Source organism: Promicromonospora sukumoe 327MFSha3.1, assembly GCF_000385135.1.
Lineage (GTDB): Bacteria > Actinomycetota > Actinomycetes > Actinomycetales > Cellulomonadaceae > Promicromonospora > Promicromonospora sukumoe_B.
The window spans coordinates 360,306-386,339 of sequence record NZ_ARQM01000012.1; the positions used below are offsets into that span (position 1 = coordinate 360,306).

Consider the following 26,034-nt stretch of genomic DNA (forward strand, 5'->3'; position numbering starts at 1 on the left):
CCGGCTAGCTCGCGGCCTGGGCCGGCCCCGCGTCCGCCGACGGCGGCTCCTGCGTGACCTTCTGCTGCGGCAGGTTCTGCGGCGTGGCCTTCTCCACCGACCGCACCGGGCGGACCGCGCGGAGCTGGCCGGGCACGAAGTTGGCCGGCTTGAGCGGCACGGTGCCCAGCGGCACGTGCAGCGTCTTCTGCGCCTGGTCGCGCGCCCGGCCCAGGACGTCGGTCAGCTCCTCGGCGTCGACGTAGCCCGGCTTGGACTCGATCGTTGCGGCGAAGAACTCGGACATGCCCATGTCGACGGGCGAGGTGTCCGGCCGGACGACGCGCGGCTTGCCGACCCAGACGGACGGGGCCCCGACGGCGTGGGTGGCGACGGCGGACGCGCCGTGCCGCCGGCCGTCCCGGCGCCGCTGGTCGTCGCCGCGCAGGCGGGCCAGTCCGGACCGGAACCACTGGAGGAACGAGAACTCCTCGGTGGAGCTGCTCGAGGGCGCGTCCATCTGACTGGCGACGACGAAGACCCCAACGGCCAGCACCAGGCACACCACGAGCAGAATGACCGACCACCACATGGGCCCTATTGTGTCGTGTCCTGTCCCGTCCCGCCGCGCAGAAGCGTGCGACACGCCGCGAGCGGACGAGTCTTTCACCAGGCGAAATACCGCAGACCTGGGCGTTCCCGGCGGCGACGTGCGAAAAATCACCCTCTATGAGGGCGGTGACCGCTATGCAGCGGTGCCGGCTACGAGGCGGGCACGGCCTCGCGGTCGCCCATCCGCTGGCTGATCAGCGTCGTGACGCCGTCGCCCCGCATGGTGACGCCGTAGAGGGCGTCGGCCACCTCCATGGTGCGCTTCTGGTGGGTGATCACGATGAGCTGGCTGTCCTTCTGCAGCTCCTTGAAGATCTCGATGAGGCGGCCGAGGTTCACGTCGTCGAGCGCCGCCTCGACCTCGTCCATGATGTAGAACGGGCTGGGCCGCGCCTTGAAGATCGACACGAGGAACGCGACGGCCGCGAGCGAGCGCTCGCCGCCGGAGAGCAGCGAGAGCCGCTTGACCTTCTTGCCCGCGGGCCGGGCCTCGACCTCGATGCCGGTCGTGAGCAGGTTGCCGGGATCGGTGAGCGTGAGCTTGCCCTCGCCGCCCGGGAAGAGCCGCGGGAAGATCTCGAGGAACTTGGCCGCCGTGTCCTGGAACGCCTCGGCGAACACCTGCTGCACGCGCTCGTCGATGTCGTCGACGATCTGGAGCAGGTCCTCGCGCGACTTCTTCAGGTCGGCGAGCTGGTCCACCAGGAACTGGTGTCGCTCCTCCAGCGCCGCGAACTCCTCCAGCGCGAGCGGGTTCACGGCGCCGATGCGCGACAGCGCACGCTCGGCCTTGGCCAGGCGGGCCTCCTGCTCCTCGCGCACGTACGGAACCATGCGGTCGGGCTTCGGCGGGCCCGGGACGTCCTCGACGGGGGCCTCGGCCGCCTCGTCCTCGGCCGCGGCCTCCTGGGGCTCGGCGCCGGCCGCAGCGACGATCACCGCGGTGGCCGCGGGGTCGTCGGGCCGGATCCCGGCCTCGTGCAGGGCGCGGGTGCGGGCGATCAGGGCGTCCTCGCGGGCCGCGGCGCCCCGGGGCAGCGTGGGGTCGCCCTCGTACCGGATCGGGTTGCCCTCCTCGTCGCGCTCGACCACCGCGCGTCGCTTGCGACCGCGCACCGCCACGTCGCCCTCGTAGACCGGGACGGGCTGGTGCGGGCCGAACTCCTCGACCAGCACCTCGGGGTCGGTGCCCAGCTCCTCGCTCGCGCGGGTCTGGAGCTGCTCCAGGCGCAGGAGCTGCTGCGCGCGGGCCACCTCGTCACGGTGCGCGACGTCGGTCAGCTCGCGCAGCTCGGCGGTCAGCGACTCCACGCTGCCCCGCACGGCCACGAGCTGCTCGGACCCGGCGGCGCGTGCCTCCTCGGCAGCTGCCTTCTCCGCGGCGGCCCGGTCCAGCGAGCGCGCGATGGACTCCAGCGCCACCGCGACGGCCTGCTGCACCAGCACGGCGCGCGCCGCGTCCTTCTGGCGCAGCTCCTCGCGCTCCGCGGCGCGGGCGCGGGCCTCGCGCTCCTGCTCGGCGGCGGCCGCCAGGGCCTGGGCACGGCCGGACACGGCCCGCGCGCGCTCCTCGGCGGTGCGCAGCGCCAGCCGGGCCTCGGTCTCGCGGGCACGCGCGGCAGAGGCGGCAGCGGTGGCCTCGTCCCGCTCCGCCTGCAGCTCGTCGGCCGAGCCCTCGTCGTCGCTGGGCTCTTCCTCGGCGATCGTCATGCGCTCGACGAGCGCCTCGAGCTCCATCTCGTCCTCGGCGCGACGGGACTGCGCCTGGTCCAGCGCGGCCCGGTGCCGGTCGGCCTCGGCGCGGGCGGCGCGCGCGGCGGCGCCCAGCGAGCCGAGCTGCTCGGCGGCGGCGGCGCGGGCGGCGTCGGCCTCCCCCAGGCGGGCGAGCGTGTCGTCGTAGCGTTCCTGGGCGGCGGCGCGCTCGGTCCGGGCGCGCTCCAGGTGGGCCGTGCCGTCCGTCTCGCGGGCGGCCGCCTCGTCGCGCGCGGCCTTGGCCTCGTCCAGCGCCGACTGCAGGTGCAGCACGCTGGGCGCGGCGGCCGAGCCGCCCCAGGCCCGGGTGGCACCCAGCAGGTCACCGGCGCGGGTCACGGCCACGACGGGCTGGTCGCGCACCAGCGCGCGGGCGCGGGCCAGGTCGTCCACGACCACGACGTCGTGCAGGATCGTCAGCAGGGCCGCCGACGCCGGGCCGGCCACCTGGACCACGTCCGTGGCCCAGCGGGCCCCGGCGGGCAGGTCGACCTGCGGGCGGGTGGCGGTGGACGCCGTCCGCTCCGAGCCCACGACCAGGCTGGCCCGCCCGGCGTCCTCGTCGCGCAGCAGGCGCAGCGCGTCCACGGCCTCGTCGACGCCGGCCACGGCCACGGCGTCGGCCACGGGGCCGAGCGCGGCGGCGACCGCGTCCTCGAAGCCCGCCTCGATGCCGAGCAGCGCGGCCACCGAGCCCAGGACGCCCGCCTGGTCGGCGGCCAGCAGGGTGCCGGCGCCGTCCTTGCGGTCCAGGCTCAGCTCCAGCGCCTCGACCTTCGCGGCCGCGGCGCTGCGGTCGCGCTGCGCCGTGGTCACCTGCTCCTGCAGGTGCCGCACCTCGGCCTTGGCGAGCTCCAGCACCTCGGACGCCGCCTCGTGGGCCACGTCGAGCCCCTCCTCGCCGCCCTCGACGCCGCCGACCTCGGTCTCCAGCGCAGACAGGTCGCGCGAGGACTCCTCGACGCGCTGCTCGGCCTCCAGGAGCGCGTCGCGCAGGCGGTCCAGCTCGGACTGCGCGGCCTCGACGCGGCTGCGGCGGGCGGCGACCTGGCCCGCGAGGCGAGCCAACCCCTCGCGCCGGTCGGCCGCGGCGCGCAGCAGCGCGGCGTGCGACCGCTCGGCGGCCTGGGCGGCCGCCTCGGCCTCGGCCCGCACGTCGACGGCGGACTCGACGGTCTCGCGCGCGATGGCTACCTCGGTGGCCAGCTCCTCCTCGCTCGCACGCGAGCGGGCGGCCTGCGCCTCCAGGTCGTCGGGGTCCTGGCCCTGATGGGCGGGCTCCGCGGTGCCGAGCAGGCGGGCTCGCTCCCCCGCCAGGGACTGGAGGCTGCGCAGCCGCTCCCGGGTCTGCGACAGCGCGAAGACGGTGTCGCCGGCCTGGCTGACCTGCTGCGACTCCGCCGACGTCGCCGCCTCGAGGCGGGCCAGCAGGCCGCGCGCCTCGGTCAGGGCCTCCTCGGTCTCTGCCTGCCGCTGCTTGAGCGAGCGCTCGTCCGCGCTCTCCTGCTCGAGCTGCGCGGTGAGCTGGGCCAGGTCGTCGGCGAGCAGGCGGGACTTCGCGTCGCGCAGGTCGCGCTGCACCGTCTGCGCCTTGCGGGCCGCCTCGGCCTGCCGGCCGAGCGGGCCGAGCTGGCGGCGCAGCTCCGCGGTCAGGTCGCCGAGGCGGGCCAGGTTGCCCTGCATCGCGTCGAGCTTGCGGAGCGCCTTCTCCTTGCGCTTGCGGTGCTTGAGGACGCCCGCGGCCTCCTCGATGAAGCCGCGCCGCTCCTCCGGCGTCGCGCGCAGCACGGCGTCGAGCTGGCCCTGCCCCACCACGACGTGCATCTCGCGGCCGATGCCGGAGTCGCTCAGGAGCTCCTGGATGTCCAGCAGGCGGCAGCTGTTGCCGTTGATCGCGTACTCGGAACCGCCGCTGCGGAACAGCGTGCGGGAGATCGTGACCTCGGTGTAGTCGATCGGCAGTGCGCCGTCGGTGTTGTCGATCGTGAGCGCCACCTCGGCGCGGCCCAGGGGCGCGCGGCCGGACGTGCCGGCGAAGATGACGTCGTCCATCTTGCCGCCGCGCAGCGACTTGGCGCCCTGCTCGCCCATGACCCAGGACAGCGCGTCGACCACGTTGGACTTGCCGGAGCCGTTCGGGCCCACCACGCAGGTGATGCCGGGCTCGAGCTCGAGGGTGGTCGCCGACGCGAAGGACTTGAAGCCCCGGAGCGTGAGCGTCTTGAGGTGCACTCGGTGAGCCTAACGGTGAAGAGGGGCTGAACGTCGGACATACAGCAGGGATACGCCGAAGCGGCACCCGGGTCCTTCGGCGGGGTGCCGCTTCGGCGGAACGTGCGGGGCGGGGCGGGTCAGCCCAGCTCGGGGAACCAGAGGGAGATCTCGCGGGCGGCCGACTCGGCGGAGTCCGAGCCGTGCACCAGGTTCTGCTGCACCTTGGTGCCCCAGTCGCGGCCCAGGTCACCGCGGATGGTGCCGGGGGCGGCGTCGGTCGGGTTGGTGGCGCCGGCCAGCGAGCGGAAGCCGGGGATGACGCCCTGGCCCTCGGCCACGACGGCCAGGACCGGGCCCGACATCATGAACTCGACGAGGGGGGCGTAGAACGGCTTGCCCTCGTGCTCGGCGTAGTGGGCGGCCAACAGCTCGGTCGTGGCGTGCTTGAGCTCCACGGCCCGGAGGGTGTAGCCCTTGGTCTCGATGCGGCGCAGTACCTCTCCGGACAGGCCGCGGCGGACGCCGTCGGGCTTGACGAGGACGAGGGTGCGCTCGGCCACGGGCTGCGTCGAGGCCTCCGTGGGCAGGGTCTTCTCTGCGACGTCGGTCATGGGCCCACCCTATCGGGGCAACGGGCCCTCCCCGAACGTGTCAGACGCTCAGGTCACCGGGGTGACCTGAGCGTCTGACAGGTTGGATCAGGGGACGTTCGGCGCCGTCTCCGGGTGGGCGGCGTCGTACTCCGCCCGTTCGCGGTCCACGCGGCTGCCGAGCCGCAGCGCGTAGATCCACAGCACCACGAAGATGCCGCCGACCAGGAACATCATCGGCACCAGCAGGCCCATGGCGAGCACGGGCACCTGAGCGACGGTGCCCGCCGCCCGCCCGGCCGGCGTTCCCTGGGCCCGCGAGAGGACCAGGAGCACCAGCACCAGCAGGCCGCCCAGCACCCAGATGACGGCACTGGAGTCGATGCGCAGCGGGCCGCGCCCGAACTCGGAGTCGCGCAGCGCCCACACCACCATGGTCGCGAACAGCACGAGGAACACCTCGAGCAGCAGCGTCGTGGACGTGAACTGCACCAGCGCGGACTTCTTGGCCTTGATGCGGTCGCCGGGGGCGGGTTGGTCCTTGCTCACCTCCTCAGGATATCCGTCTCCTGAGGGCCGGAGGCGTCGCGGGGCTCGGCGGCACCCACGGCGGCCACGGCGTCGGCGGGCTCGGCGTCAGCGGCCGCACCCTCCATCACGGCCTCGCCACGGGCGACCATGCCGGCCTGGTTGGACAGCTTGACCTCCTTGAGGAAGAGGGCGAGCACCAGGCCGACCGCGACCAGCGGCACGAGGTACCAGAACGCCGGGGCGAGCGCGTCGGCGAAGGCGTCGACGACGCCGCTGCGCAGCGGCTCGGGGAGCTGCTCGACGAGCGCCGGCGTCAGGCCGGAGCCGCCGCCCGCGGGCGCCGCACCCTCCGGCAGGCCCTCGAAGACACCCTGCAGGTTGTCCGTGAGGCGCGACGTGAACACCGTGGTGAAGGCGGCGGTACCCACTGCGGCGCCGATCTCCCGGAAGAAGTTGTTCGACGACGTCGCGGTGCCCAGCTCGTGCGGGTCCACCGAATTCTGCACCGCGAGCACGATGGTCTGCATGATCAGGCCCATGCCGGCGCCGAGCACGAAGATCATGGCGCCGAACAGCCACAGGGACATGCCGCCCTCGAGGCGGGTCAGCCAGATCATGCCGAGGATCGTGACGGCGAGACCGACGACCGGGAACATCTTGTAGCGGCCCGTCTTCGAGATCGCGAAGCCGGAGACGATCGAGGTCAGCATCACGCCGGCCATCATCGGGAGCATCAGCAGGCCGGACTCGGTGACGCCCGCGCCGGCGGACATCTGCAGGAACGTCGGGAGCATCGCCATGGCGGAGAACATGCCCATGCCGAGCACCAGGCCGATCAGCGTGGTGATGGTGAACGTGCGGTTCTTGAACAGCCGCAGCGGGATGAGCGGCTCCGCCACGCGGTTCTCGATGAAGATGAACAGGCCGACCATCACGGCCGTACCGAGCAGCACGCCGAGCAGCGTCGGGTCGGACCAGTCGTAGCCGTCGTGGCCGAGCGACTCCCAGCTCGTCAGGAGCACGATGCCGGTGGTGCCGAGCGCCATGGTCAGGATGCCGCCCAGGTCGGTGGGCCGGTTCGAGCGGTGCGACGGCAGCTTGAGCGCGAAGTAGGCGATGAACCAGGCGGCGATGCCGATCGGCACGTTGATCCAGAAGGTCCAGCGCCAGCCGGGGCCGTCGGTGAGCCAGCCGCCGAGCAGCGGGCCGGCGACGGCGGAGATGCCGAACAGGGCGCCCATCGGGCCCATGTACTTGCCGCGGTCGGACGCCGGGATGATGTCGGCGATGATCGCCTGCGACAGGATCATCAGGCCACCGCCGCCCAGGCCCTGCACGGCGCGCCAGGCCACGAGGGCCTCGAACGACTGCGCCATGCCGCCGCCGAGCGAGGCGACGACGAACAGGCCGACCGCCACGAGGAACGGCCAGCGCCGGCCGTACAGGTCACCGAACTTGCCGTACAGCGGCATCGCGATGGCGATCGCCAGGATGTAGGCCGTGATGACCCAGCCCTGGTGCTCGACGCCGTTGAGCTCGCCCACGATGGTAGGCATCGCGGTGCCGACGATGGTCTGGTCCAGGGAGGACAGGAACATGGAGGCCATCAGGGCCCCGAAGATCAGCCAGATCGTGCGCTGGTTGAGGACTACCAGCGGCTTGTCCGGCGCCGTGGTGACGGCGTGGCTCATTGAGGGTGCCTTTCTGGGGATCAGGTCGAGCGGGGGGCGGACGAGGAGGAGGTCTCAGGAGACGAGGTCGGCCGAGACGACGTCGATGAGCTGCGCGACGGCGTCGGGCAGGTGGTCGGCCGGGTTGCCGGTGTAACCGGCGTGCTCCCAGGCGACGAGCGCGGTGCGCAGCATGAGCAGGACGAGCATCGTGAGCAGCTCGGCGTCCGTGGTGAACGGGGCGACCGCGCGGCGGGCCTCGAAGAGCTCGGCGAGCCGGGCCTTGTGCCGGTCCATCCAGACCACGTGGCGCCGCAGCAGCGCGGGCTCCTGCTGCATCAGGTCCATGGCCCGCATCACGCGGTCGTGGGCCTCGCCGGCCGGCGCGAGCAGGGCGGCGACCACCGCCTGGAGGTCGGACAGCAGCCGGCCCGTCGGGCCGCCGTCGACGAACGTGCGGATGACGTCCTCCGGCAGGCCGGTGTCCTCCGCGCCGAGCACGGCGTCGTCCTTCGACTCGAAGTAGTTGAAGAAGGTGCGGGGCGAGACGTTCGCCTCGGCGCTGATCATCTCGACGGTCACGGCGTCGAGGCCGTGCTCCGCGACGAGGTTCTGCGCGGCGTCGATCAGGGCCGCGCGCCGCGCGCGCTTCTTGCGCTCGCGCAGGCCCTGCTCCGCGGGCGTGCCCTCCAGCGCGGCGACGAGCTCGCGCAGGTCCGGGCCGGACGCGGGGCCGGCGGACTCGGCGGGCTCAGCGGGCGCGACGTTCTCGCGCGAGGAGGTGGGGGCCATGGGCCCAATTCTTGCACCCCGCGCAAAAATTCATCAACTGCAAAAAGATGAGACCGCGATCACACCTCGCCGAAGCCGGCCTCGATCATCTCCGCGACGGTGCGCACGGCCTCCGCGGCGCCGTCGCCGGTGGCCTCGACCCGCAGCTCCCGGCCCTTCGTGGCGCCCAGGGCCATGAGCTGGAGCACGCTGGACGCGTCCACACCGTCGATGGTCACGCTCGCCCCCAGCTCGGCCACCTTGCGCGAGACCAGCGCCGCCGGGCGGGCGTGCAGGCCCAGCGGGTTGCGGACGGTCACGGTCCGCGAGCCCTCGGCCGGCGGGGCCGACGTCGCCTCGCCCGCCTCGGGCGACTGCGCCGCCCCGATCGCCGCGAACATCCCCACCGACGCGTTCGCCGACGCCAGCACCGCGTCGCGGTCCGCACCGCCGTGCGCCGTCACGGCCGCGGCGACCGCGCCCTCGACGAACGGCGCGCGCGCGAGCACCGCGTGCTCGGCCAGGGTGTCGTCCAGCTCCAGCGCCGCCTCGACCGTCAGCACCGAGGACCCGAGGTCCCCGAGCACGACGACGCCGCCGCCGGCGACGGGCGCGCCGTCGGCGGCACCGGCCGCCTCGGCCAGGGTGGCCAGGACCTCCTCGAGGGTCTCCTGGATCGCGTCGAGCGAGGTGCCGAGGCCGCCGTCGGGGCCTCCGCCCACACCGCGGACCAGCACGTCGGGCGCCATCTGTCCGGCGAGCTCCGCCGCCCCGCGGGCCAGCTCCGCGGAGTGCGAGACCAGGACGAGCGCGACCCGCGCCGTCATGCCGCGCCGCGGGGGTCAGCCGACGCCGGTCCGGACAGCGCGGCGGCCAGCGCCGCGCCCAGGACCAGGGCGGTGGACCGTGCGCCGGGGTCCTCGTGACCCGCGCTGCGCTCGCCGAGGTAGGACGCGCGACCCTTGGTAGCCACCATCGGGATCGTCGCCGTCGCCGCCTTGTCGGCCGCCTCGGCCGCCGCGCGCAGCACGTCCACCTCGGAGCCGGCGTCGGCCGCCGCGGCCTCGGCGGCGTCGACCGCCGCCTGCCACGCGTCGACCATCGTCTTCTCCCCCACCGTCGCCTTGCCGCGCGAGGACACGCCCTCCAGGGCGGCCTCCAGCACGGCGACGACGGCCGGCGGGTCGATCTGCGGGCGGCCCGAGACCTTCGCCGCGCGCAGGTACGCCGTGCCGTACAGCGGGCCGGACGCGCCGCCCACCGTGGACATCAGGGTCGTCGCAACCAGCTTGAGCACGTCACCGACGGTCCGCTCGTCCGCGCCGGCCGGCTGGGCCGCCGCGTCGTCGAGCCGGGCCACCACGGCCCGGAACCCGCGATCCATGTTCTCGCCGTGGTCGCCGTCGCCGATCTGCCGGTCGAGCTCGGTGAGCTCGTCCCTCGCGTCCGCGACGGCCACCGCCGTGCGGCGCACCCATCGCTCCGCCCAGTCCGCGTCCAGCGTCATGTCTCGGAACCTTCCTGTCTCACCACCGGAGTGCTGCAGTGTTCACCGGCGCGTCCCAGAGGGCTTCCAGCTCGTCGTCCAGCCGGAGGACGGTGACGGATGCCCCCTGCATCTCGAGGGACGTCACGTAGTTGCCCACCAGCGACCGGGAGACCGTGACGCCGCGCTCCTCGAGAAGGCGCCGCGCTCGACCATAGACCACGTAGAGCTCCGACAGAGGGGTGCCGCCCATACCGTTGACGAACAGCAACACTCGGTCGCCGCCGTCCAGCGCGAGATCGTCCGCGACCGGCGTCAGGAGCATCTCCGTGACCTGGTCGGCGCCGACGGCCGCCACGCGGTGGCGGCCCGGCTCGCCGTGGATCCCGATGCCCACCTCGATCTCGTCCTCGCCCAGGTCGAAGCTGGGCCGGCCCACGTGCGGCACGGTCGGCGCGGCCAGCGCGACGCCCATGGTCCGCACGTTCGCGATCACCCGCTCGGCCACCCCCTGCACAGTTGCGAGGTCGGCACCCCGCGCGGCGGCGGCGCCCGCGATCTTCTCGACGGCGACCGTCCCGGCCACCCCGCGGCGGCCCGCCGTGTACAGGGAGTCCTCGACGGCGACGTCGTCGTTCACCAGCACCGAGGCGACCTCGGCGCCCTCGGCCTCGGCGAGCTCCACCGCGGTCTCGAAGTTGAGCACGTCGCCCGTGTAGTTCTTGACGATCGTGAGCACGCCCGCGCCGCCGTCGGCGGCCTGGATGGCGGGCTGGATCTGGTCCGGCGTCGGCGAGGTGAACACGGCGCCCGGGACGGCGGCGTCGAGCATGCCGTCCCCCACGAAACCCGCGTGCAGGGGCTCGTGCCCCGACCCGCCGCCGCTGACCAGCCCGACCTTTCCGGTGACCGCGCCCCCGGCGCGGCTGACGAAGACCGGTGAGGTACTGACCTGCACCAGGTCCGCGTGCGCGAGCGCGAAGCCGGCCAGGGAGTCGGCGACGGCGTCAGCGGGATCGTTCAGCAGCTTCTTCACGACGACCTCCTCGCGGGACTGTGCGGCCCGGCGACGGCGCCGGGCCCGCGAACACGTCCCCTGGGGTTCATGTAACACCACGGCGGGCCGGGTCGTACAGAAACCCCGGGGTCGGGCGCACAGGTCACCCGGGTGACGTGTGCGCCCGAACCGCAACTCGGGGCGCCCTGGCCCAGCTCAGCTACGGCCCACCAGGATGCGCGCGTCCGCGACCGTCACCACGGAGCCCGTGACCAGCACCCCCGTGCCGGCGGCGGCGCCCGCCGTCTCGTCGGCCTCGGCCAGGTCCGCGGCGACCTGGAGCGCCTCGTCGAGGCGGTCGGCCACGTGCACGCGCTCCTCGCCGAAGACCTCGCGCGCCACCTCGGCGAGGTCCTCCGGGTCGGCGGACCGCTCCGAGGAGTTCCGGGTGACCACGATCTCGGCGATGCTCGGCTCCAGGACGGACAGGAACCCCTCGGAGTCCTTGTCCGCCATCACGGCGACGACCGCGACGACGCGCTCCAGGTTGAACGACTCGCCGAGCGCGTCCACCAGGGCCTCGGCGCCGGCGGGGTTGTGCGCGACGTCGACCAGCACCGTGGGGCTGGAGCGCACCAGCTCGAGACGGCCGGGGACCTTGACGTCGGCGAACCCCGCCTCGACGATCTCGGCGCCGAGCGCGCGTCCGCCGCTGATCAGGGCCTCCGTGGCCGCGAGCGCCAGCAGCGCGTTGTGCGCCTGGTGGGCGCCGTGCAGCGGCAGGAAGATCTCGGTGTAGACGCCGGCGGGCGTGCGCAGGTCGAGGAGCTGGCCGCCGACGGCGATGCGGCGGTCCGCGACCTCCAGGTCGACGCCCTCGCGGATCAGGTGCGCGTTGACGGACTGTGCGCGGGCGAGGATCGGCTCGAGGGCGGCGTCGGGCTGCTCGGCGATGACGGCGACGGCGTCCTTCTTGATGATCCCCGACTTCTCGGTGGCGATCTCCTCGATCGTGGAGCCGAGCCAGCGCTCGTGGTCCATGGCGACGGGCGTGATGACGGCGACCTCGCCGTCCACGACGTTGGTGGAGTCCCACGTGCCGCCCATGCCGACCTCGATGACCGCGACGTCGACGGGGGCGTCGGCGAACGCGGCGAAGGCCATGACGGTGAGCACCTCGAAGAAGCTCAGGCGGGGTCCGCCCTGCTCCTCCGACTCGCGGTCGGCGACACCGATGTAGGGCGCGACGTCCTCGAAGACCTCGACGAAGCGCTCCGGGGTGAGGGGTTCGCCGTCGATAGCGATGCGCTCGGTGACGCTGGTCAGGTGCGGGGAGGTGAACCGTCCGGTGCGCAGGCCGTGCTCGCGCACCAGCCGCTCGACCATGCCGGCCGTGGAGGACTTGCCGTTGGTCCCCGTGATGTGGACGGTGCGGTAGGCGCGGTGCGGGTCGCCGAGGAGCTCGAGGACACGCTCGACGCGGGCCATGGTGGGGTCGATGTCGAATTCGGGGGCTCGTGCCGCGATCTCGCGACGTACTGCTTCAAAGGCTTCGTCCACGAGACGAGGATAGGGTTCCGGGATCAACGTTGCCGATCTCGTTCGGGGGCTCAGCAGGTGTCGGACGAGCAGGAGACGTCGGGCGTGACGGGTGGTCCCGCGGCCAGGTGGCTGGATCTGGAGCGGATCTTCAGCCAGGACCGGTACGACGGCGGGGGTCCGCCGTGGCCGGTGCCGATCGCGGCGGGTGTGGCGGAACCGACACCGGGTCTGCTGGAGGTCGCCGGCACGGTGCGACCGCACGTCGTGGTCACCGCCCCGCACGCGACCAACCACGAGCGCGAGGGCGCGGCCAAGCTCGCGGACCGGGGCACCGGCGGGCTCGCCCTCCTCCTGGCCGAGCTGACCGGTTGCACGGCCCTCGTGGCCGTTGGCACGCCCGGGGACGCGAACTACGACGAGGAGCACGCGCTCAAGGACCGGCTGGCCGAGCTGCGCCCGGCGGTCGTCGTCGACCTGCACGGCATGCGCAGCCGGCCGGAGTCCGACGTCGACCTCGGCACGGGCTCGGGTCTGGTCCCCGCGTCGGTGGTGGCCGCGCTGGACGACGGCGATCTCCGGGTCACCACGAACGCGGTCTTCTCCGCCATGCGTCCGACGACCGTCACCGCCTTCGCGCAGGCGCTGGGGACGGCCGCCGTCCAGGTGGAGGTCGGTGCCCACCTGAGGGTGCCGTCGGGCGCGCCAGAGGAGCTGACCCGGCTGGTCGCCGCCCTGGTCGCCGCGATCGAGTGCGCCGCAGCACCCGCGCGGACCCGGTACACGGCGGTGCCCGTGAAGATCCCGTCCGGCCTGCCGACTGTCGTCGTGCATCCGGACGTCCTGGCCGGGATCCACGGACCCGTTCCGGTCACCGTCGCGACCGACGACCGCTCCACCGTGGCCTGGGCGTGGAGCGCCGCCGCTGATGGGGTACCGGAAGCTGCACGCGGCCTCCTGCCCGGAGAGATCGGCGCCAGCGGGGGGCTGAGCGACGCCATGACGGGCGCCACCGAGCTCTCGCTCCGGGTGCCGCCGATCGCACCGCTGCGAACCAGCGCCGCGCTCGCCCGCGACATGCCGGCGGCCGACGAGGTGCAGGTGAACCCTGCCGACCTGGTCCCGGGCACCTACCTCCTGGTGCGGAACGGGGTCACGGCCTGGGTCCGTGCGGTGGCGCGCGGGCACGTCCGGCGGGGCACCGTCCGGCTCGCCTACCAGCTCCGCCTCCTCATCGCGGCGGACGGCGCGGCGGACGACTCCTCCGTCGCGCTCGTGGCAGCACTGCCCGAAGTGATCCGGAGCGGGGCGCAGGGCCCGTGGTCCAGGCGGTTCGGCGCGGCGGTCGACACCGTGCTGGAGCATCTCTGGCGTGCGCTGTTCCGCGCACCCGAGTTCTCCGCCCGCGTGGTCCAGGCGCACGCCGGTGACGACGGGGCACCGGTCGTCACCTTGCACCCGGCGGTGTTCGACCGCATCGGCATCGAGTCGGGTCAGCAGGTGCTCGTCCGCTGGGGCGGCCGGGAGGTCGCCGCGCTGGCCGTCGCCGACCACGACCCGCCCGAGACCGGGGTGCCACCCGAGTCGATCAAGAGGGTGCAGCGGGTCAACCGCCTGTGGCCGCACCTGCCCGACGGCATGTCGCCGCACGTGGTGGTCCGCATGTCGTCCCGGCTCCGCGGCGACCTGGGCGCACCGGTGGCGACCGTCGTCACGGTGCGGCGCCGGCTGCGGCCGGTCCTGGTCGGCAACCTCAACGCCCTGGTGGTCCCCCTGGCCAGCCTCGTGCTCGCCGGCGCGGCCCTGCCCGACCCGCACTGGCTCATGCTGGGCCTGGGAACGGCGGTGATGTCCGTGTTCGCGCTCGCGCGCCTGCGCATCCCGCAGCCCCGCAGCGGAGCCCGGGTCGACAAAGGCTGGGTCGAGGAGATGGCCGAGGTAGGCGGCCCCGCCGGTCGTGGGACCGGTCCGGGCGGTGAGAAGGTAGGCCGGTGACCGCCCAGCACCTGCCCGGAGACCGCGCCTTCTTCGAGGAGTGGAGCACCAGGCGGCCGGGTACCCGCCGCTCCCTGGACCGGGCCCGCGCCGTGGGTGACGTGCTGGGCACCTGGGACGCGACGCCGCCCGTGCTCGTCGTCGTCGGGTCCAAGGGCAAGGGCACGGCCGCCGTGCACGCCGCCGCGACGCTGTCCGCCACGCTGGTCGACGACAACCGCCTGGCCCATGCGGGTCTGGTCTCCTCACCAGGCCTGCGGACGAACCGCGAGCGCGTGCGGCTGGACGGCCAGGCCGTCTCGGCCGAGGAGTACGAGGAGATGGCACAGGGGCTGACCCGGGCTCGGGCCGCCGTCCCCGCGGCCGGCTCCGGCTATCTGTCACCGACCGGGGCGTTCACGGTCACGGGAGCGGCCTGGACGGCGGCGCACGGCGCCGATGCGCTGGTGCTGGAGGAGGGTCTGGGCGGCCTGTCCGACGAGGTGAGCCTGTTCGATCCGGGTGTGGTCGCCGTGACGCGGGTGTTCTACGAGCACGGCGACCTGCTCGGCCCCACGCTGGGCGACGTGGCGCGCGACCTGCTCGGCGTCGTCGGGCCCGCGACGCGCACGATCGTGACGGTGGAGCAGGACGCCGAGGTGACCGCGATCATCGAGGAGGCCGCGGCGCGGCACGGCGCGGACGTGGTGACCGTTGCAGCCGGCTCGACGACGTCGGTTCCCGCCGGGCTGGCGTCACTCACCCGGATGAACGCGGCCGTCGGGGTAGCCGCGGCGCGTGCCCTGGCCGCTGTCCAGGGCTGGCAGGTGGACGAAGGCCTGGCCACGACCACGCTCGCGAGCGTGCACGTCCCGGGCCGGCTGAGCCGGCACACGCTCGACGGGACTCCTGTCATGGTCGACGGCGCGATCTCGCCCGAGGGCGTCGCCGCCGCCGTCACCGACTACCTGCGGTGGCACGGCACCCTGGACACCGTCGTGGCGAGCTTCCCGGACACCAAGGACGTAGCGGCCTGCTTCGCCGAGCTCCGCGGGTTCGACCGTGTCGTCCCGGCTCGCGCGGACGACTACCTCAGGTTCACGGAGGCCGAGGCCCTGCACGGCGAGGTCGTGGACGCGCGGACCGCGATCGCGCGCGGGATCGAGGGCGCACGAGCGGGCGGTGGCGGATGCCTGCTGATCGGTACGCAGTCGTACGTGGGCATCGTGCTGGACGTGCTGGACGTCGAGACGGACAGGGCGTACCTGGCTCCGGCGCCCCGCCCTTACTGACCCGGGTTCACCAGGCCCCAGCCGACCGCATCCCCGCCCCGGACGGTCACATGCCGCCTGCTGAACCCCGGTCAGTCCCCCGACCTGCATCTCCGCACCACACGCGTGTGTTGCGGCTTTTCACCCCGTCGAGAACGATGTCACGGCGGCATCGGACCTGATGCGCAGGGGCTCGTCGAGGGGGAACCGACAGCATGGGACGAAAGAGCACGGTGCAGCGCGCGGTCGTCGTGGGGGTCGCCGTCGCGGCGCTCGCCGTTTCCGCGGTGGTGTCGGTACCAGCGGCAGCCGGCGGCAAGGTCGAGGCCGGACAGGCTGACACCAGAGCGGCCGTGCAGTCCGCCGTCGACCACACCGCGCACGCCGCCACCGCGCTCGCCGGGGCGCCCGGCTACGCCGGTGTCGCCGTCGACTACGACGCCGCGCGCGTGACCGTCTCCTGGAAGGGCGCGGCCCCGGCGGCCGTCGAGGAGCTGGCGGCAGCGGCCGACGGCGTCACCGTCGACGTCGAGCGGGCCGCCCTGAGCGGGGCGGACCTGCACGCCGCCAGCACCCGCCTGCTCGACAGCCAGCGCGCGGCCCACGGCCCGGACGCCGTCGTCGCCGCCTACCCGGACGGCGGCTACGCCGGACTCGTCGTCGAGGTCGCCCGCGACTCGTCCGCCGCCGGATCGGCCGGTCTCGACCGGGCGCTCGCGGAGGCCGCGGGCGTCCCGGTCCGGGTCGAGCTCGTCGACGACGGCGTCATGTCCACCTCCGCGAGCCGGCGCAACGACGCCTCCCCCTGGCACGCGGGCAGCGCGATCGCCTCGAAGGACGGCACCGACTACTGCACGACGGGCTTCTCGATCGTGGCCCCCGGGGGCCACGAGCGGATCGTGACCGCCGCCCACTGCAACGAGGCGGTCGGCGACGTGGTGCGCGACGGCGCAGGGCAGCGCATCGGCACGGTCTCCAGCCGCGAGCCCAGGCTCGACGCCGAGCTCATCAAGCCCGACGGCACCGCGGCGAGCCGCGTGTACGGCGGCCCGTGGAACGGGTCCCACGGCGACCAGCGCTACCGGTTCAAGGTCGCCGGGGTCCAGGAGCCCGCCGTCGGGCAGAACATCTGCGCCTCCGGGGCCGTCACGGGCGAGCACTGCGGGGCCAAGGTGCGCGCCGTCGACGTCGCCTGGACCTGCGGCAAGGAGACCTGCCACGGCTTCCGGGCAAGCCGGGAGGACGGCGGCGTCGTGGTCGGGGGCGGCGACAGCGGCGGGCCCATGTACGCGATCATCGACGGCGAGGCCTACGCCCGCGGCATGATCGACGGCGGCTCCAACCGCCGCAGCTGCGGCAGCACGTCGGTGTCCACGCAGTGCTTCTCGTACGTCTACGGCATCCCGATGGTCGACATCCTGAGCAACTGGGACGCCCGCATCAACCGCTGACGGCGCCGTCGGAACAGAAGGGGCCGGAGCGCAACGCGCTCCGGCCCCCTTCCTGTATCCCCAGGTCAGGCCTTGGTCACGGCCACCGCGCGCTCGGCGCCGACGGTCACGTCAAGCGACGTCGCCAGCGTCTCGCGGGAGACCAGCTCGCGGTGCGCCTCGACGGCGGCGACCCACTCGGCCGGGACCGTCAGGTCCAGCGCGATCCGGTCGGCGACCTGCAGGCCCGCGGCCTTGCGCGCGTCCTGCACGTCGCGCACGACGTCGCGGGCGTAGCCCTCGGCGCGCAGCGCGTCGTCGAGCTCGAGGTCGAGCACCACGAAGCCGCCCCCGGCCAGCACGCTGGCGGCCGTGGTGGGCTCGGCGCCGGCCTCGGCCGCGTCGCCCCCGACCACGGTCGTCAGCTCGTACTCGGTCTCGAGCAGCTCGACGTCGCCGTCGGCCGTCGCCACGACCACGGCCCCCGCGTCGGTCCTGGACCAGGCGCCGGACTTCGCCGCCTTGATGACGGCCTGCACACCGCGGCCCAGGCGGGGCCCGGCCGCGCGGGCGTTGACCGCGAGCCGCTCGGTGACGCCGAACGAGGCGGCGACCTCGGGCGAGAAGGCGACCAGGCGCACCTCCTTGACGTTCAGCTCGGTCTCCAGCAGCCCGGTGAACGGCGCGACGCCGTCCGGGTCCGCGACCGCCACGACCAGCGAGCGCAGCGGCTGCCGCACGCGCAGCTTGTTCGCCTTGCGCAGCGCCAGCGTCTGCGACACGACGGCCCGCGCGGACTCGACGGCGGCCACGAGGGCATCGTCGGCCACCAGGACCTCGGCCTCGCGGGAGCCGGGCGCCAGCGACGGCCAGTCCGTCAGGTGCACGGAGCGCTCGCCGGTCAGGCCGCGCCAGACCTCCTCGGTGAGCAGCGGCGCGAGCGGAGCCATGACCCGGCACAGCACCTCGAGCGCGGTGGACAGGGTGTCGAACGCGTCGGCGTCCTCGGCCCAGAACCGGTCGCGCTGGGTGCGCACGTACCAGTTGGTCAGCGCGTCGAGGTACTGGCGCACCGAGTCGCAGGCACCGGCGATGTCGTACACGTCGAGCTGCTCGGTCACGTCGGCGAGCAGACCGCGCGTGCGCGCCAGCAGGTACCGGTCCATGACGGGCAGCCCGGCCACGCGCTCCGGCGTCAGCGGCTGGGCCGCGTACCCGGCGCCGTCGTTCCCGGCGTTCGCGTACAGGGTGAAGAAGTAGTACGTGCTCCACAGCGGCAGCAGCACCTGGCGGACGGCGTCGCGGATGCCCTCCTCGGTGACCACCAGGTTGCCGCCGCGCAGGATCGGCGAGGCCATGAGGAACCAGCGCATCGCGTCGGACCCGTCGCGGTCGAAGACCTCGTTGACGTCCGGGTAGTTCTTCAGCGACTTGCTCATCTTGCGGCCGTCGGAGCCCAGCACGATGCCGTGCGAGACCGCCGTCTTGAACGCGGGCCGGTCGAACAGCGCCGTGGACAGCACGTGCATCATGTAGAACCAGCCACGGGTCTGGCCGATGTACTCCACGATGAAGTCGCCCGGGAAGTGGTGCTCGAACCAGTCGCTGTTCTCGAACGGGTAGTGCACCTGGCCGTACGGCATCGAGCCGGAGTCGAACCAGACGTCCAGCACGTCCTCGACGCGGCGCATCGTGGACTGCCCGGTCGGGTCGTCCGGGTTGGGCCGGGTCAGGTCGTCGATGTAGGGGCGGTGCAGATTCGGCTTGCCGTCCTCGTCCAGCGGCAGGCGGCCGAAGTCACGCTCCAGATCCGCGAACGACCCGTAGACGTCGATGCGCGGGTAGGCCGGGTTGTCGCTCTTCCAGACCGGCACGGGCGAGCCCCAGAACCGGTTGCGCGTGATCGACCAGTCGCGGGCGTTCTCCAGCCACTTGCCGAACTGGCCGTCCTTGATGTGCTCCGGGACCCAGGTGATCTCCTGGTTGAGCTCGCCCATGCGGTCCTTGAACTTCGTCACCTCGACGAACCACGAGGACACGCCCATGTAGATCAGCGGGTTCCGGCAGCGCCAGCAGTGCGGGTAGGAGTGCGCGTACTGCTCGCGGCGCAGCAGCACGGTGCCCGGCGTCGTCCGCCCGGCCTCGTCGTCGCCGGCGCCGCGCGTGCGGGCCTTGAGGTGGTCGATGATCGGGGCGTTCGCCGCGAAGACCTGCAGGCCGGCGTACTCCTCGACCGGGAAGGTGAACGCGCCGTCGGCCCCCACGGGGATGACCGGGTCCACGCCCTCGCGGTCGCTGACCTGCTTGTCCTCCTCGCCGAAGGCGCCTGCGTTGTGCACCAGGCCGGTGCCGTCGGTGGTGGTGACGAAGTCGGCCTCGACCACGCGGTGCGCGCCCGCGTGCCCCTCGTAGTAGGCGAACGGCGGCTCGTAGGCCGCGCCCAGCAGGTCGCTCCCCTTCAGGTGCCCGACGACGGTGGGCTCGTCGTTGCCCTCGTCCGTCAGCTCGCGGGCGTACGCCGCCACGCGCGCCTCGGCCAGCACGTACCGCTGCGGGGTACCGGTGAAGGACGACTCGACGATCACGTAGTCGACGTCCGGCCCCACCATGACCAGCAGGTTGGACGGCAGGGTCCACGGCGTCGTGGTCCAGATCAGCAGGTGGTCGTCCGCGCGCAGCGTGTCCGCGCCCGCCGGCACCTCGGTCACCCGGAAGCCGACCGTGACGGCCGGGTCCTGGCGCTGCTGGTAGACGTCGTCGTCCATGCGCAGCTCGTGGTTGCTCAGCGGCGTCTGGTCGTTCCAGCAGTAGGGCAGCACGCGGAAGCCCTCGTAGATCAGACCCTTGTCGAACAGCGACTTGAAGGCCCAGACGACGCTCTCCATGAACGTCGGGTCCAGGGTCTTGTAGTCGCCCTCGAAGTCCACCCAGCGGGCCTGGCGCGTCACGTACGCGCGCCACTCGTCGGTGTACTTGAGCACGCTGGAGCGGCACGCGGCGTTGAACTTGTCGATGCCGAGCTCGACGATCTCGTCCTTGGTCTTGATGCCGAGCTGGCTCATCGCCTCCAGCTCCGCCGGCAGGCCGTGCGTGTCCCAGCCGAAGCGCCGCTCGACGCGCTGCCCCTTCATGGTGCGGTAGCGCGGCACGACGTCCTTGGCGTACCCGGTCAGCAGGTGCCCGTAGTGCGGCAGGCCGTTGGCGAAGGGCGGGCCGTCGTAGAAGACGAACTCGTTGCTGCCGTTCTCGCCGGCCGGGCGGGCCTCGACCGAGGCGCGGAAGGTGTCGTCCTTCTCCCAGTAGGCGAGGATGTCGCGCTCGAGATCGGGCAGGCTGGGCGACGCGGGCACGGGGTCGGCGGCGTCGCTGGGACGGTGCAGCGGATAGGCCATGGTTCTTCTGGCTCCTGGCGGGTTCAGCGGTTCGGCAGCAGGTGGACTTCTGTGTTGCTCTGCTGCGAGGACGCCACACCTGGGTGCGCCGCGGTACCACCCCGCTTGCCGCTCGCTCACGCGCACGGCCGCTCGTTGACGGCTGTGACGGGCCTACCCGTCCGGTTCTAGTAGGGCTCCCCCGCTGTGGGTTCGCCCGTTCTTCCGGAGGCTCACCGGTGATGGCCGGGTCGATGCCTGTGGGGCAATCGTACCGGGCGTCGGCAAGCCGAAAGATCCCGCGTGCAACCTGATCACGCCCGGGCTGCGTCCAGGGGGCATGAACGCAATCAGCGAAGCGACCGGCCCGCCGGCCGGCGTCTCCCGGTGGGCCGAGCCGTCGTTCTCGGTGGTCCGCACCGGGCTGTCCGCCGAGGAGCAGTTCCGGCAGTTCGCCGTCGAGAGCACGGCGGCGCTGCACCGGATCGCCTACCTGCTCTGCGGCGACGACCACCGCGCCCACGACCTGACCCAGATCGCGCTCGAACGCACCTACCGGCACTGGGCCCGGATCAAGGACGGCAACCCGTTCGGCTACGCCCGGAGGGTGCTGGCCACCGCGCGGATCGACGGCTGGCGGCGCACCCGCCGCGAGGTGCTGCGGTCGCCCGAGGACGTCGCCGTCGCGCAGGAGGCGGGAGCGGCGGGCTTTACGAGCCGGGCCCCCGCCGACGACGTCGCTCAGGTCGCCGAGCGCGAGCGCCTGGTGCAAGCGCTGCGGCAGCTCGGGCCGGGCCAGCGCCGGGTGGTGGTGCTGCGGCACCTGCTCGACCGGTCGGAGGCCGACGTCGCCGAGGAGCTCGGCGTCAGCGTCGGAAACGTGAAGTCCCAGGGCGCACGCGGCCTCGCCCGCCTGCGCACGTTGCTCTCGGAAGGAGCAGACGCATGACCAGGAACGACAGCACCCCGCCCGTCGACGACGGCTGGGTGGACCACCTGCGCGACGTGGTGGGCGGCGTGGTGCCACCGACCCCCGCCGACCCGCACGACCTGGCCCGGATCGCGGTGCGCCGCACGCGGGCGCGGCGGGCTTTCCTCGTGAGCGGGGGCGGCCTCACGGCCGTCGCGGCCGTCGCGGCGACGGCCTTCGCCCTGGGCGGCACGACGACGGCGACGGGCGAGCTGCTGCCGGGGGCGGCTGTTTCTGCTTCCGCCGACCCGGCCTCCGGGCTGGAGACGACGCGCCTGCGGGCCCAGCTGGCCGCGGACGGGTGGCACGCGGAGGAGCTGGAGGGCCTCACCTACGCCCTGCCGCCCGAGATCGTGACGAGCGGCCCGGTCGAGGACGAGCCCGGCGAGACGTCGGAGATGTGGCACAGCGAGGAGGACCCCGACTCGCCGCCGTTCCTCTACCTGGGGTACTACGACGAGGGATCCGACAGCGAGATCTGGCCGGACATCGCGGAGCGGAGCGGCGGCGAACCGTTCGACGTGCCGGGGGCGGAGAGCGCCCTCCAGTTCGACGTCGCCGCCGAGGTCTACGGGCTGCCCGCCGGCAGCGAGGTCCCCGACGACGCGAAGGGCCCGAAGATGCTGGTCATCGAACCGGCCACCGGCCCGGGCGCGTACTTCATCACGCTCAACCTGCCCCACGACACGGCCGAGTCCTTCGTCGAGGCGTTCCTCCCGACGCTGTCGCTGGACTGAGGTCTCGCTAGACCACCGGGCGTTGACCACAGCAGTTGCTGCCGCTGCGAACCCTTCGTGGCAGCAACTGCTGTGGTCAACACCTTCAGCTGTGGATAACAAGCGATGGCAAGCGATGCCATTCGGTGTAATGGGTCGGTGAGTCGAAGGCAGGCCGTCCCCGAGGAGCTCCTGGTCCTGGCGCGCCGGCAGGGCGGTCTCGTGTCCGCCGAGCAGTGCGACGCCGTCGGCGTCGGGCCGTCCAGGCGACGAAGCTTCGTCACCGGCGGCGCGTGGCGCCGGGTGATCCGTGGGGTCTACGACACCGGAGACGTGCCGGTCGGCCTGCATCCGCACGACGCCGCCCGACAACGGGCAGCATGGACCGCGCTCCTGACCAACCGGCGCGCGATCGCGGTCGGGGCCTGCGCGCTCGTGTTGCACGGAGTCCAAGGCCTGCCTCGCCGGATCACCCCCGAGTACGCGCTGCCTCGCGGAGCCGCCGGCAGGCCACGCGACGGAATCGTCCTGCGCCAGTACGTGACCAGGGCCGAGACCGTCCGGATCCGCGGTCGCGAGGTGGCCGGGGTCGAGTGCGCCCTGGTCCAGGCGTTGCCGACCCTGAGCAGGGACGAGGCCGTCGCGACCCTCGACAGCGCACTGCACCAGGGGCTGATCGACGTGACACAGCTCGCGTCGATCCGACGGCGGCTGCGACGAAGACGGGACGCGTTCAAGGTGATCCCGTGGCTCGCCCTCACGGACGGCCGCGCCGAGTCACCACCCGAGAGCCACGCCAGGCTACGGCTGCACGACGCCGAGATCGCGCCCGACGACCTGCAGCGCGACTTCTTCGACGCCACAGGCCGGTTCCTCGGGCGAGCCGACATGGCCTGGCACCTGGGCGCGGGCCGCTGGCTCATCGTGGAGATCGACTCACAGGAGTTCCACGGGACGGACCGGCAGGCCGAGCGCGACGCGGTGCGCCAGAACGGCCTGCTCAGCGAAGGCCGGAACATCGTCCTGCGCTTCTTCCCGACTCACCTGAGCACGAACGACATCGTCACCCAGGTCGCGGACATCCTGCGCCGATCAACCTGGCGTCCACCCGCCCACCCATCTTCCAAGGTGTTGACCACAGCAGTTGCTGCCACTGACGGCCCCCGAGTGGCAGCAACTGCTGTGGTCAACGTCGGCGGCGCGGGGTGGAGTGAGCCAGGTCACACGCGGGCCGGAAATACTATGTGGTTCACAAATGATTGACGCTGGAGGCCGCATCGGCCGGACACGACACCTCCAGGAGGAACCCGACCATGGCAACACTGCTGCACATCGACGCCAGCATCCAGGGCGACAGCTCGGTCAGCAGGCAGCTCACCGCGCGGGCTGCGAGCGCCTGGCGCGCCGCGCACCCGGAGGGCACGGTGACCTACCGCGACCTCGGCGCGCACCCGGTGCCGCACTTCGATGCCGCCGCGAACCTGAGCCGTGGCCTGCCGGCCGACCAGCACACGCCCGAGCAGGCCGAGTCGTGGGCCCGGATCTCGGAGCTGGTCGGCGAGGTCGCGGCCGCCGACACGGTGCTGCTCGGCCTGCCGATCTACAACTACGGGGCGCCGAGCACCGTGAAGTCCTGGGTGGACCACCTGATGGCGCCGGGGCTGTCCCTCGACCCCGAGACCGGGAAGGGCCTGCTGGGCGGCCGCGACTTCGTCGTGGTGGTCTCCCGCGGCGGTGGGTACGGCGAGGGTGCGCCGCGGCAGGGCTGGGACCACGCGACAGCGTGGCTGCCGCACGGCGTCGCGATGGTGGGGCTGGAGCCGCGCTTCATCACCGCCGAGCTGACGCTCGCCGGGACCAACCCCGCGATGGCCGGGCTGGTGCCGCTGGCGGAGGAGAGCCGCCGTCAGGCCGAGACCGAGATCGACGACCTGTGGGCACCCGCGGTCGTCACCGCCTGAGCCACCACCTGAGCCACCCCCCGAGCCGCCGCTCACGGCGTAATTCCCCACGTCGCGACCCCGTGCTCCCGTAGAGTTGCGGGGTCGCGACGACGAAGGAGAAGCCGTGGAGGAGTCGCCGGTCCTGGACCAGTCCGTACGCCGGTCGGGCGCGCTCATCGACTACCTGGCCCGCCATCTCCGCCGGCGCAGCGAGTCCGCGCTGGCCCCGCTCGGCCTGCGCACGCGGCACCTGGTGGCGCTCACCGTGCTGCGCGACCGGGCCGAGATCACGCAGCGCGACCTGGCGACGGCGCTCGTGCTGGACAGCACCAACATCGTGGGCCTGCTCAACGAGCTGGAGGACCGGCACCTGGTCGAGCGCCGCCGGTCCCCGCAGGACCGGCGGCGGCACGTGGTCTCCCTGACCGACGACGGCGTCGCGCTGCTCTGCCGGGCGGAGACCGCGCTCAGCGCCGTCGAGGACGAGGTCTTCGAGACCCTGGACCCGGCACAGCGCGCGCAGCTCCACGAGCTGCTGGTGGCCGCGACGTCGGCGGCGTCCGACCCCTTCTGCTGAACCCAGGGACGGCCCGGGTCAGCCCACCGACACCGTGACGGTGTGCCAGCCCGACGCGCCGTCGGGGGCGGGCGGTGCCTCGGTCTCGGTCTGGACCTGGCCGTCTGCGTCCGTGGCGCGCACGGCAAGGGTGTGGTTGCCCGCGGCGAGGTCGATCGAGACGTGCCACTGCCGCCACGTGTCGGGGCCGACGGTCTCGGCGAGCTCGGCGGTGACCCAGTCGCCGTCGTCGGGCCGGACCTCCACCTTGGCGATGCCGGTGTGCTGCGCCCAGGCCACCCCGGCCACGGTCACGGCACCGGCGGGTGCGGAGCCGCGCGGCACGTCGATGCGCGACTCGATCTTGATCGGCCCCAGTGCTGACCAGCCGCGCGGGGTCCAGTAGCCCTGGTCGGCGTCGAACGTGGTGACCTCCAGCGAGGTGACCCACTTGGTGGCCGAGACGTACCCGTACAGGCCGGGCACCACGAGCCGCGCGGGGAAGCCGTGCTCGACCGGCAGCGGCTCGCCGTTCATGCCGATCGCGAGCAGGCTGTCGCGGTCCGGGTCCTGCAGCACCTCCAGCGGCGTGCCCGCGGTGAACCCGTCGCTGCTGCGGGAGAGCACCATGTCGGCGCCGGCCCGCGGCTTGGCGCGCTCCAGGAGCGCGCGGATCGGGTAGCCGAGCCACAGGGCGTTGCCGATGAGGTCGCCGCCCACGGTGTTGCTCACGCAGGCCAGCGTCACGTGGTGCTCCTCGAGCGGCAGCGCCAGGAGCTCGTCCCAGGTGATGGTGAACGGCTCGTCGACCAGGCCGTGCACCTGCAGCGACCAGTCGGCCGGGTCGAGCTGCGGCACGATCAGCGCGGTGTCGATCCGGTAGAAGTCCGGGTTCGGCGTGATGTACGGCGTCAGGCCGTCGAGCTCCAGGTCGGCCCCCGCGGGCACGGCGGGAGCGGCGGTGCGCGCGGTGGGCAGGCGCAGCTTCTCGCGGACGGCGCTCACCGCCGTCGACCCCGCGGACAGCACGCGCGCGCCCACCAGCGCCAGCACGGCGACGCCCACGGAGATGCCGGACACGGCCAGGAACCCGCGGCGGTCCACCGCGCCGTCCGACGCCGACGACGCCCGCTGGGCCGCCGTCGGGCGCAGCCGCGCGACGGCCGCGCGCAGCAGGAGCACCGCGGCGCCGAGGCCGATGATGCTCGGCAGTGCCCAGAGCGCCGTCGCGTCCGGGCGCAGGACGGCGACGATCGCCCCGACCACGCCGACGGCCCCGACGAGCACCGAGCCGACCGGCGGACGGCGCAGCTCCAGCCAGCCCGCGAGCGCCGCGCCCAGGGCCAGGACGACGCCCATCGTCCCGAGCAGCACCGCCTTGTCGTTGGTGCCGAACCACTGCACGGCGAAGTCCTTGAGCCAGCCGGGCACGGCGTCGATCACGGCGGACCCGCCCGCGAACAGCGTGCTCGAGCCGGGGGCCACGACGGCCGCGACGAGCTCCGCGACGGCGAGCCCCGCGCCGCCGGCGAGCACTCCGGCCAGGGCCGCCCAGCCCGCGTCGCCCGGTGAGCGGTCGGCCTGCGGGGCGGCCGGGCTCTCGGTTGCCTGCGTCATGGGCTCAGCCTGGCACGGGTTCCTGGACGAGCCGAGCCCCGGCGA

General features: G+C 73.4%; 20 protein-coding genes. 8 read left to right on the forward strand and 12 right to left on the reverse strand.

Annotated features, from left to right (window positions below; genetic code table 11):
• Nucleotides 1-4: 4 nt before the first annotated feature.
• From H291_RS0120395 to H291_RS0120440, 10 genes are all read right to left on the reverse strand, one after another.
• Entirely contained in the window at nucleotides 5-571 is a 567-nt protein-coding gene (locus H291_RS0120395; protein WP_020016876.1) for a hypothetical protein, read from the reverse strand.
• Nucleotides 572-741: 170 nt separating this feature from the next.
• Nucleotides 742-4,575: a chromosome segregation protein SMC gene (gene smc, locus H291_RS0120400; RefSeq protein WP_020016877.1), complete on the reverse strand. Its 3,834-nt coding sequence runs from the start codon at nucleotides 4,573-4,575 to the stop codon at nucleotides 742-744.
• A gap of 119 nt (nucleotides 4,576-4,694) precedes the next feature.
• Nucleotides 4,695-5,168 carry a nucleoside-diphosphate kinase gene (ndk, locus tag H291_RS0120405; RefSeq protein ID WP_020016878.1) on the reverse strand — a complete coding sequence of 158 codons (474 nt, stop codon included), beginning with the start codon at nucleotides 5,166-5,168 and terminating at the stop codon, nucleotides 4,695-4,697.
• Between the two features lie 87 nt (nucleotides 5,169-5,255).
• A complete protein-coding gene (locus H291_RS0120410) occupies nucleotides 5,256-5,696 on the reverse strand; it encodes a DUF4233 domain-containing protein (RefSeq protein WP_020016879.1) in 441 nt (146 codons plus the stop codon).
• Nucleotides 5,693-7,369 carry an MDR family MFS transporter gene (locus tag H291_RS0120415; RefSeq protein ID WP_020016880.1) on the reverse strand — a complete coding sequence of 559 codons (1,677 nt, stop codon included), beginning with the start codon at nucleotides 7,367-7,369 and terminating at the stop codon, nucleotides 5,693-5,695. The genes H291_RS0120410 and H291_RS0120415 overlap by 4 nt, the downstream gene beginning before the upstream one ends.
• Before the next feature lie 54 nt (nucleotides 7,370-7,423).
• Nucleotides 7,424-8,140, reverse strand: a complete 717-nt coding sequence (locus H291_RS0120420; protein ID WP_020016881.1) for a TetR/AcrR family transcriptional regulator — start codon at nucleotides 8,138-8,140, stop codon at nucleotides 7,424-7,426.
• A 59-nt stretch (nucleotides 8,141-8,199) separates the two neighbouring features.
• On the reverse strand, nucleotides 8,200-8,946 hold the full coding sequence (locus tag H291_RS0120425; protein ID WP_020016882.1) for an HPr family phosphocarrier protein: 747 nt from the start codon (nucleotides 8,944-8,946) through the stop codon (nucleotides 8,200-8,202).
• Entirely contained in the window at nucleotides 8,943-9,626 is a 684-nt protein-coding gene (gene dhaL / locus H291_RS0120430) for a dihydroxyacetone kinase subunit DhaL (RefSeq protein ID WP_020016883.1), read from the reverse strand. Before dhaL ends, H291_RS0120425 begins: the two co-directional genes overlap by 4 nt.
• 19 nt (nucleotides 9,627-9,645) lie before the next feature.
• Complete coding sequence (gene dhaK / locus H291_RS0120435) at nucleotides 9,646-10,641, reverse strand: dihydroxyacetone kinase subunit DhaK (RefSeq protein WP_020016884.1); 996 nt, start codon at nucleotides 10,639-10,641, stop codon at nucleotides 9,646-9,648.
• 177 nt (nucleotides 10,642-10,818) lie between these two features.
• A complete protein-coding gene (locus H291_RS0120440; RefSeq protein ID WP_232216128.1) occupies nucleotides 10,819-12,162 on the reverse strand; it encodes a bifunctional folylpolyglutamate synthase/dihydrofolate synthase in 1,344 nt (447 codons plus the stop codon).
• A gap of 57 nt (nucleotides 12,163-12,219) precedes the next feature.
• Here H291_RS0120440 and H291_RS0120445 point away from each other — a divergent pair, with 57 nt between their 5' ends.
• The 3 genes from H291_RS0120445 to H291_RS33865 all read left to right on the forward strand — a co-directional run bounded on the left by H291_RS0120445 (nucleotide 12,220) and on the right by H291_RS33865 (nucleotide 16,837).
• On the forward strand, nucleotides 12,220-14,136 hold the full coding sequence (locus H291_RS0120445; protein WP_020016886.1) for a hypothetical protein: 1,917 nt from the start codon (nucleotides 12,220-12,222) through the stop codon (nucleotides 14,134-14,136).
• Nucleotides 14,133-15,407: a hypothetical protein gene (locus H291_RS30930; protein ID WP_020016887.1), complete on the forward strand. Its 1,275-nt coding sequence runs from the start codon at nucleotides 14,133-14,135 to the stop codon at nucleotides 15,405-15,407. Before H291_RS0120445 ends, H291_RS30930 begins: the two co-directional genes overlap by 4 nt.
• A gap of 194 nt (nucleotides 15,408-15,601) precedes the next feature.
• Nucleotides 15,602-16,837, forward strand: a complete 1,236-nt coding sequence (locus H291_RS33865; protein ID WP_157237206.1) for a hypothetical protein — start codon at nucleotides 15,602-15,604, stop codon at nucleotides 16,835-16,837.
• Nucleotides 16,838-16,902: 65 nt separating this feature from the next.
• Here the strand turns inward: H291_RS33865 and ileS are convergent, their stop codons facing one another.
• Nucleotides 16,903-20,208 (reverse strand): isoleucine--tRNA ligase, encoded by a 3,306-nt coding sequence (gene ileS / locus H291_RS0120460; protein WP_020016889.1) that lies wholly within the window; start codon nucleotides 20,206-20,208, stop codon nucleotides 16,903-16,905.
• A gap of 319 nt (nucleotides 20,209-20,527) precedes the next feature.
• Between ileS and H291_RS0120465 the strand changes: the two genes are divergently transcribed.
• The 5 genes from H291_RS0120465 (at nucleotide 20,528) to H291_RS0120485 (ending at nucleotide 24,393) form a co-directional block, all read left to right on the forward strand.
• Nucleotides 20,528-21,136, forward strand: a complete 609-nt coding sequence (locus tag H291_RS0120465) for a SigE family RNA polymerase sigma factor (protein ID WP_020016890.1) — start codon at nucleotides 20,528-20,530, stop codon at nucleotides 21,134-21,136.
• A complete protein-coding gene (locus H291_RS0120470; protein WP_020016891.1) occupies nucleotides 21,133-21,894 on the forward strand; it encodes a hypothetical protein in 762 nt (253 codons plus the stop codon). Before H291_RS0120465 ends, H291_RS0120470 begins: the two co-directional genes overlap by 4 nt.
• Before the next feature lie 138 nt (nucleotides 21,895-22,032).
• Complete coding sequence (locus H291_RS30935) at nucleotides 22,033-23,136, forward strand: type IV toxin-antitoxin system AbiEi family antitoxin domain-containing protein (RefSeq protein ID WP_033327431.1); 1,104 nt, start codon at nucleotides 22,033-22,035, stop codon at nucleotides 23,134-23,136.
• Between the two features lie 50 nt (nucleotides 23,137-23,186).
• Nucleotides 23,187-23,834 carry an FMN-dependent NADH-azoreductase gene (locus tag H291_RS0120480; RefSeq protein WP_020016893.1) on the forward strand — a complete coding sequence of 216 codons (648 nt, stop codon included), beginning with the start codon at nucleotides 23,187-23,189 and terminating at the stop codon, nucleotides 23,832-23,834.
• A gap of 106 nt (nucleotides 23,835-23,940) precedes the next feature.
• Nucleotides 23,941-24,393, forward strand: coding sequence for a MarR family winged helix-turn-helix transcriptional regulator (locus tag H291_RS0120485; RefSeq protein WP_020016894.1), 453 nt, complete (start codon nucleotides 23,941-23,943; stop codon nucleotides 24,391-24,393).
• A gap of 18 nt (nucleotides 24,394-24,411) precedes the next feature.
• On the opposite strand, the gene H291_RS0120490 is transcribed toward H291_RS0120485, so the two are convergent.
• On the reverse strand, nucleotides 24,412-25,989 hold the full coding sequence (locus tag H291_RS0120490) for a molybdopterin-dependent oxidoreductase (RefSeq protein ID WP_020016895.1): 1,578 nt from the start codon (nucleotides 25,987-25,989) through the stop codon (nucleotides 24,412-24,414).
• Between the last annotated feature and the right edge of the window lie 45 nt (nucleotides 25,990-26,034).

Coding starts and splice junctions, on each gene's coding strand:
- H291_RS0120395 (WP_020016876.1), bottom strand. CDS start 571: ATGTGGTGGTCGGTCATTCTGCTCGTGGTGTGCCTGGTGCTGGCCGTT.
- ndk (WP_020016878.1), bottom strand. CDS start 5,168: ATGACCGACGTCGCAGAGAAGACCCTGCCCACGGAGGCCTCGACGCAG.
- H291_RS0120415 (WP_020016880.1), bottom strand. CDS start 7,369: ATGAGCCACGCCGTCACCACGGCGCCGGACAAGCCGCTGGTAGTCCTC.
- H291_RS0120420 (WP_020016881.1), bottom strand. CDS start 8,140: ATGGCCCCCACCTCCTCGCGCGAGAACGTCGCGCCCGCTGAGCCCGCC.
- H291_RS0120425 (WP_020016882.1), bottom strand. CDS start 8,946: ATGACGGCGCGGGTCGCGCTCGTCCTGGTCTCGCACTCCGCGGAGCTG.
- dhaL (WP_020016883.1), bottom strand. CDS start 9,626: ATGACGCTGGACGCGGACTGGGCGGAGCGATGGGTGCGCCGCACGGCG.
- H291_RS33865 (WP_157237206.1), top strand. CDS start 15,602: ATGGGACGAAAGAGCACGGTGCAGCGCGCGGTCGTCGTGGGGGTCGCC.
- ileS (WP_020016889.1), bottom strand. CDS start 20,208: ATGGCCTATCCGCTGCACCGTCCCAGCGACGCCGCCGACCCCGTGCCC.
- H291_RS0120465 (WP_020016890.1), top strand. CDS start 20,528: ATGAACGCAATCAGCGAAGCGACCGGCCCGCCGGCCGGCGTCTCCCGG.
- H291_RS0120470 (WP_020016891.1), top strand. CDS start 21,133: ATGACCAGGAACGACAGCACCCCGCCCGTCGACGACGGCTGGGTGGAC.
- H291_RS0120480 (WP_020016893.1), top strand. CDS start 23,187: ATGGCAACACTGCTGCACATCGACGCCAGCATCCAGGGCGACAGCTCG.
- H291_RS0120490 (WP_020016895.1), bottom strand. CDS start 25,989: ATGACGCAGGCAACCGAGAGCCCGGCCGCCCCGCAGGCCGACCGCTCA.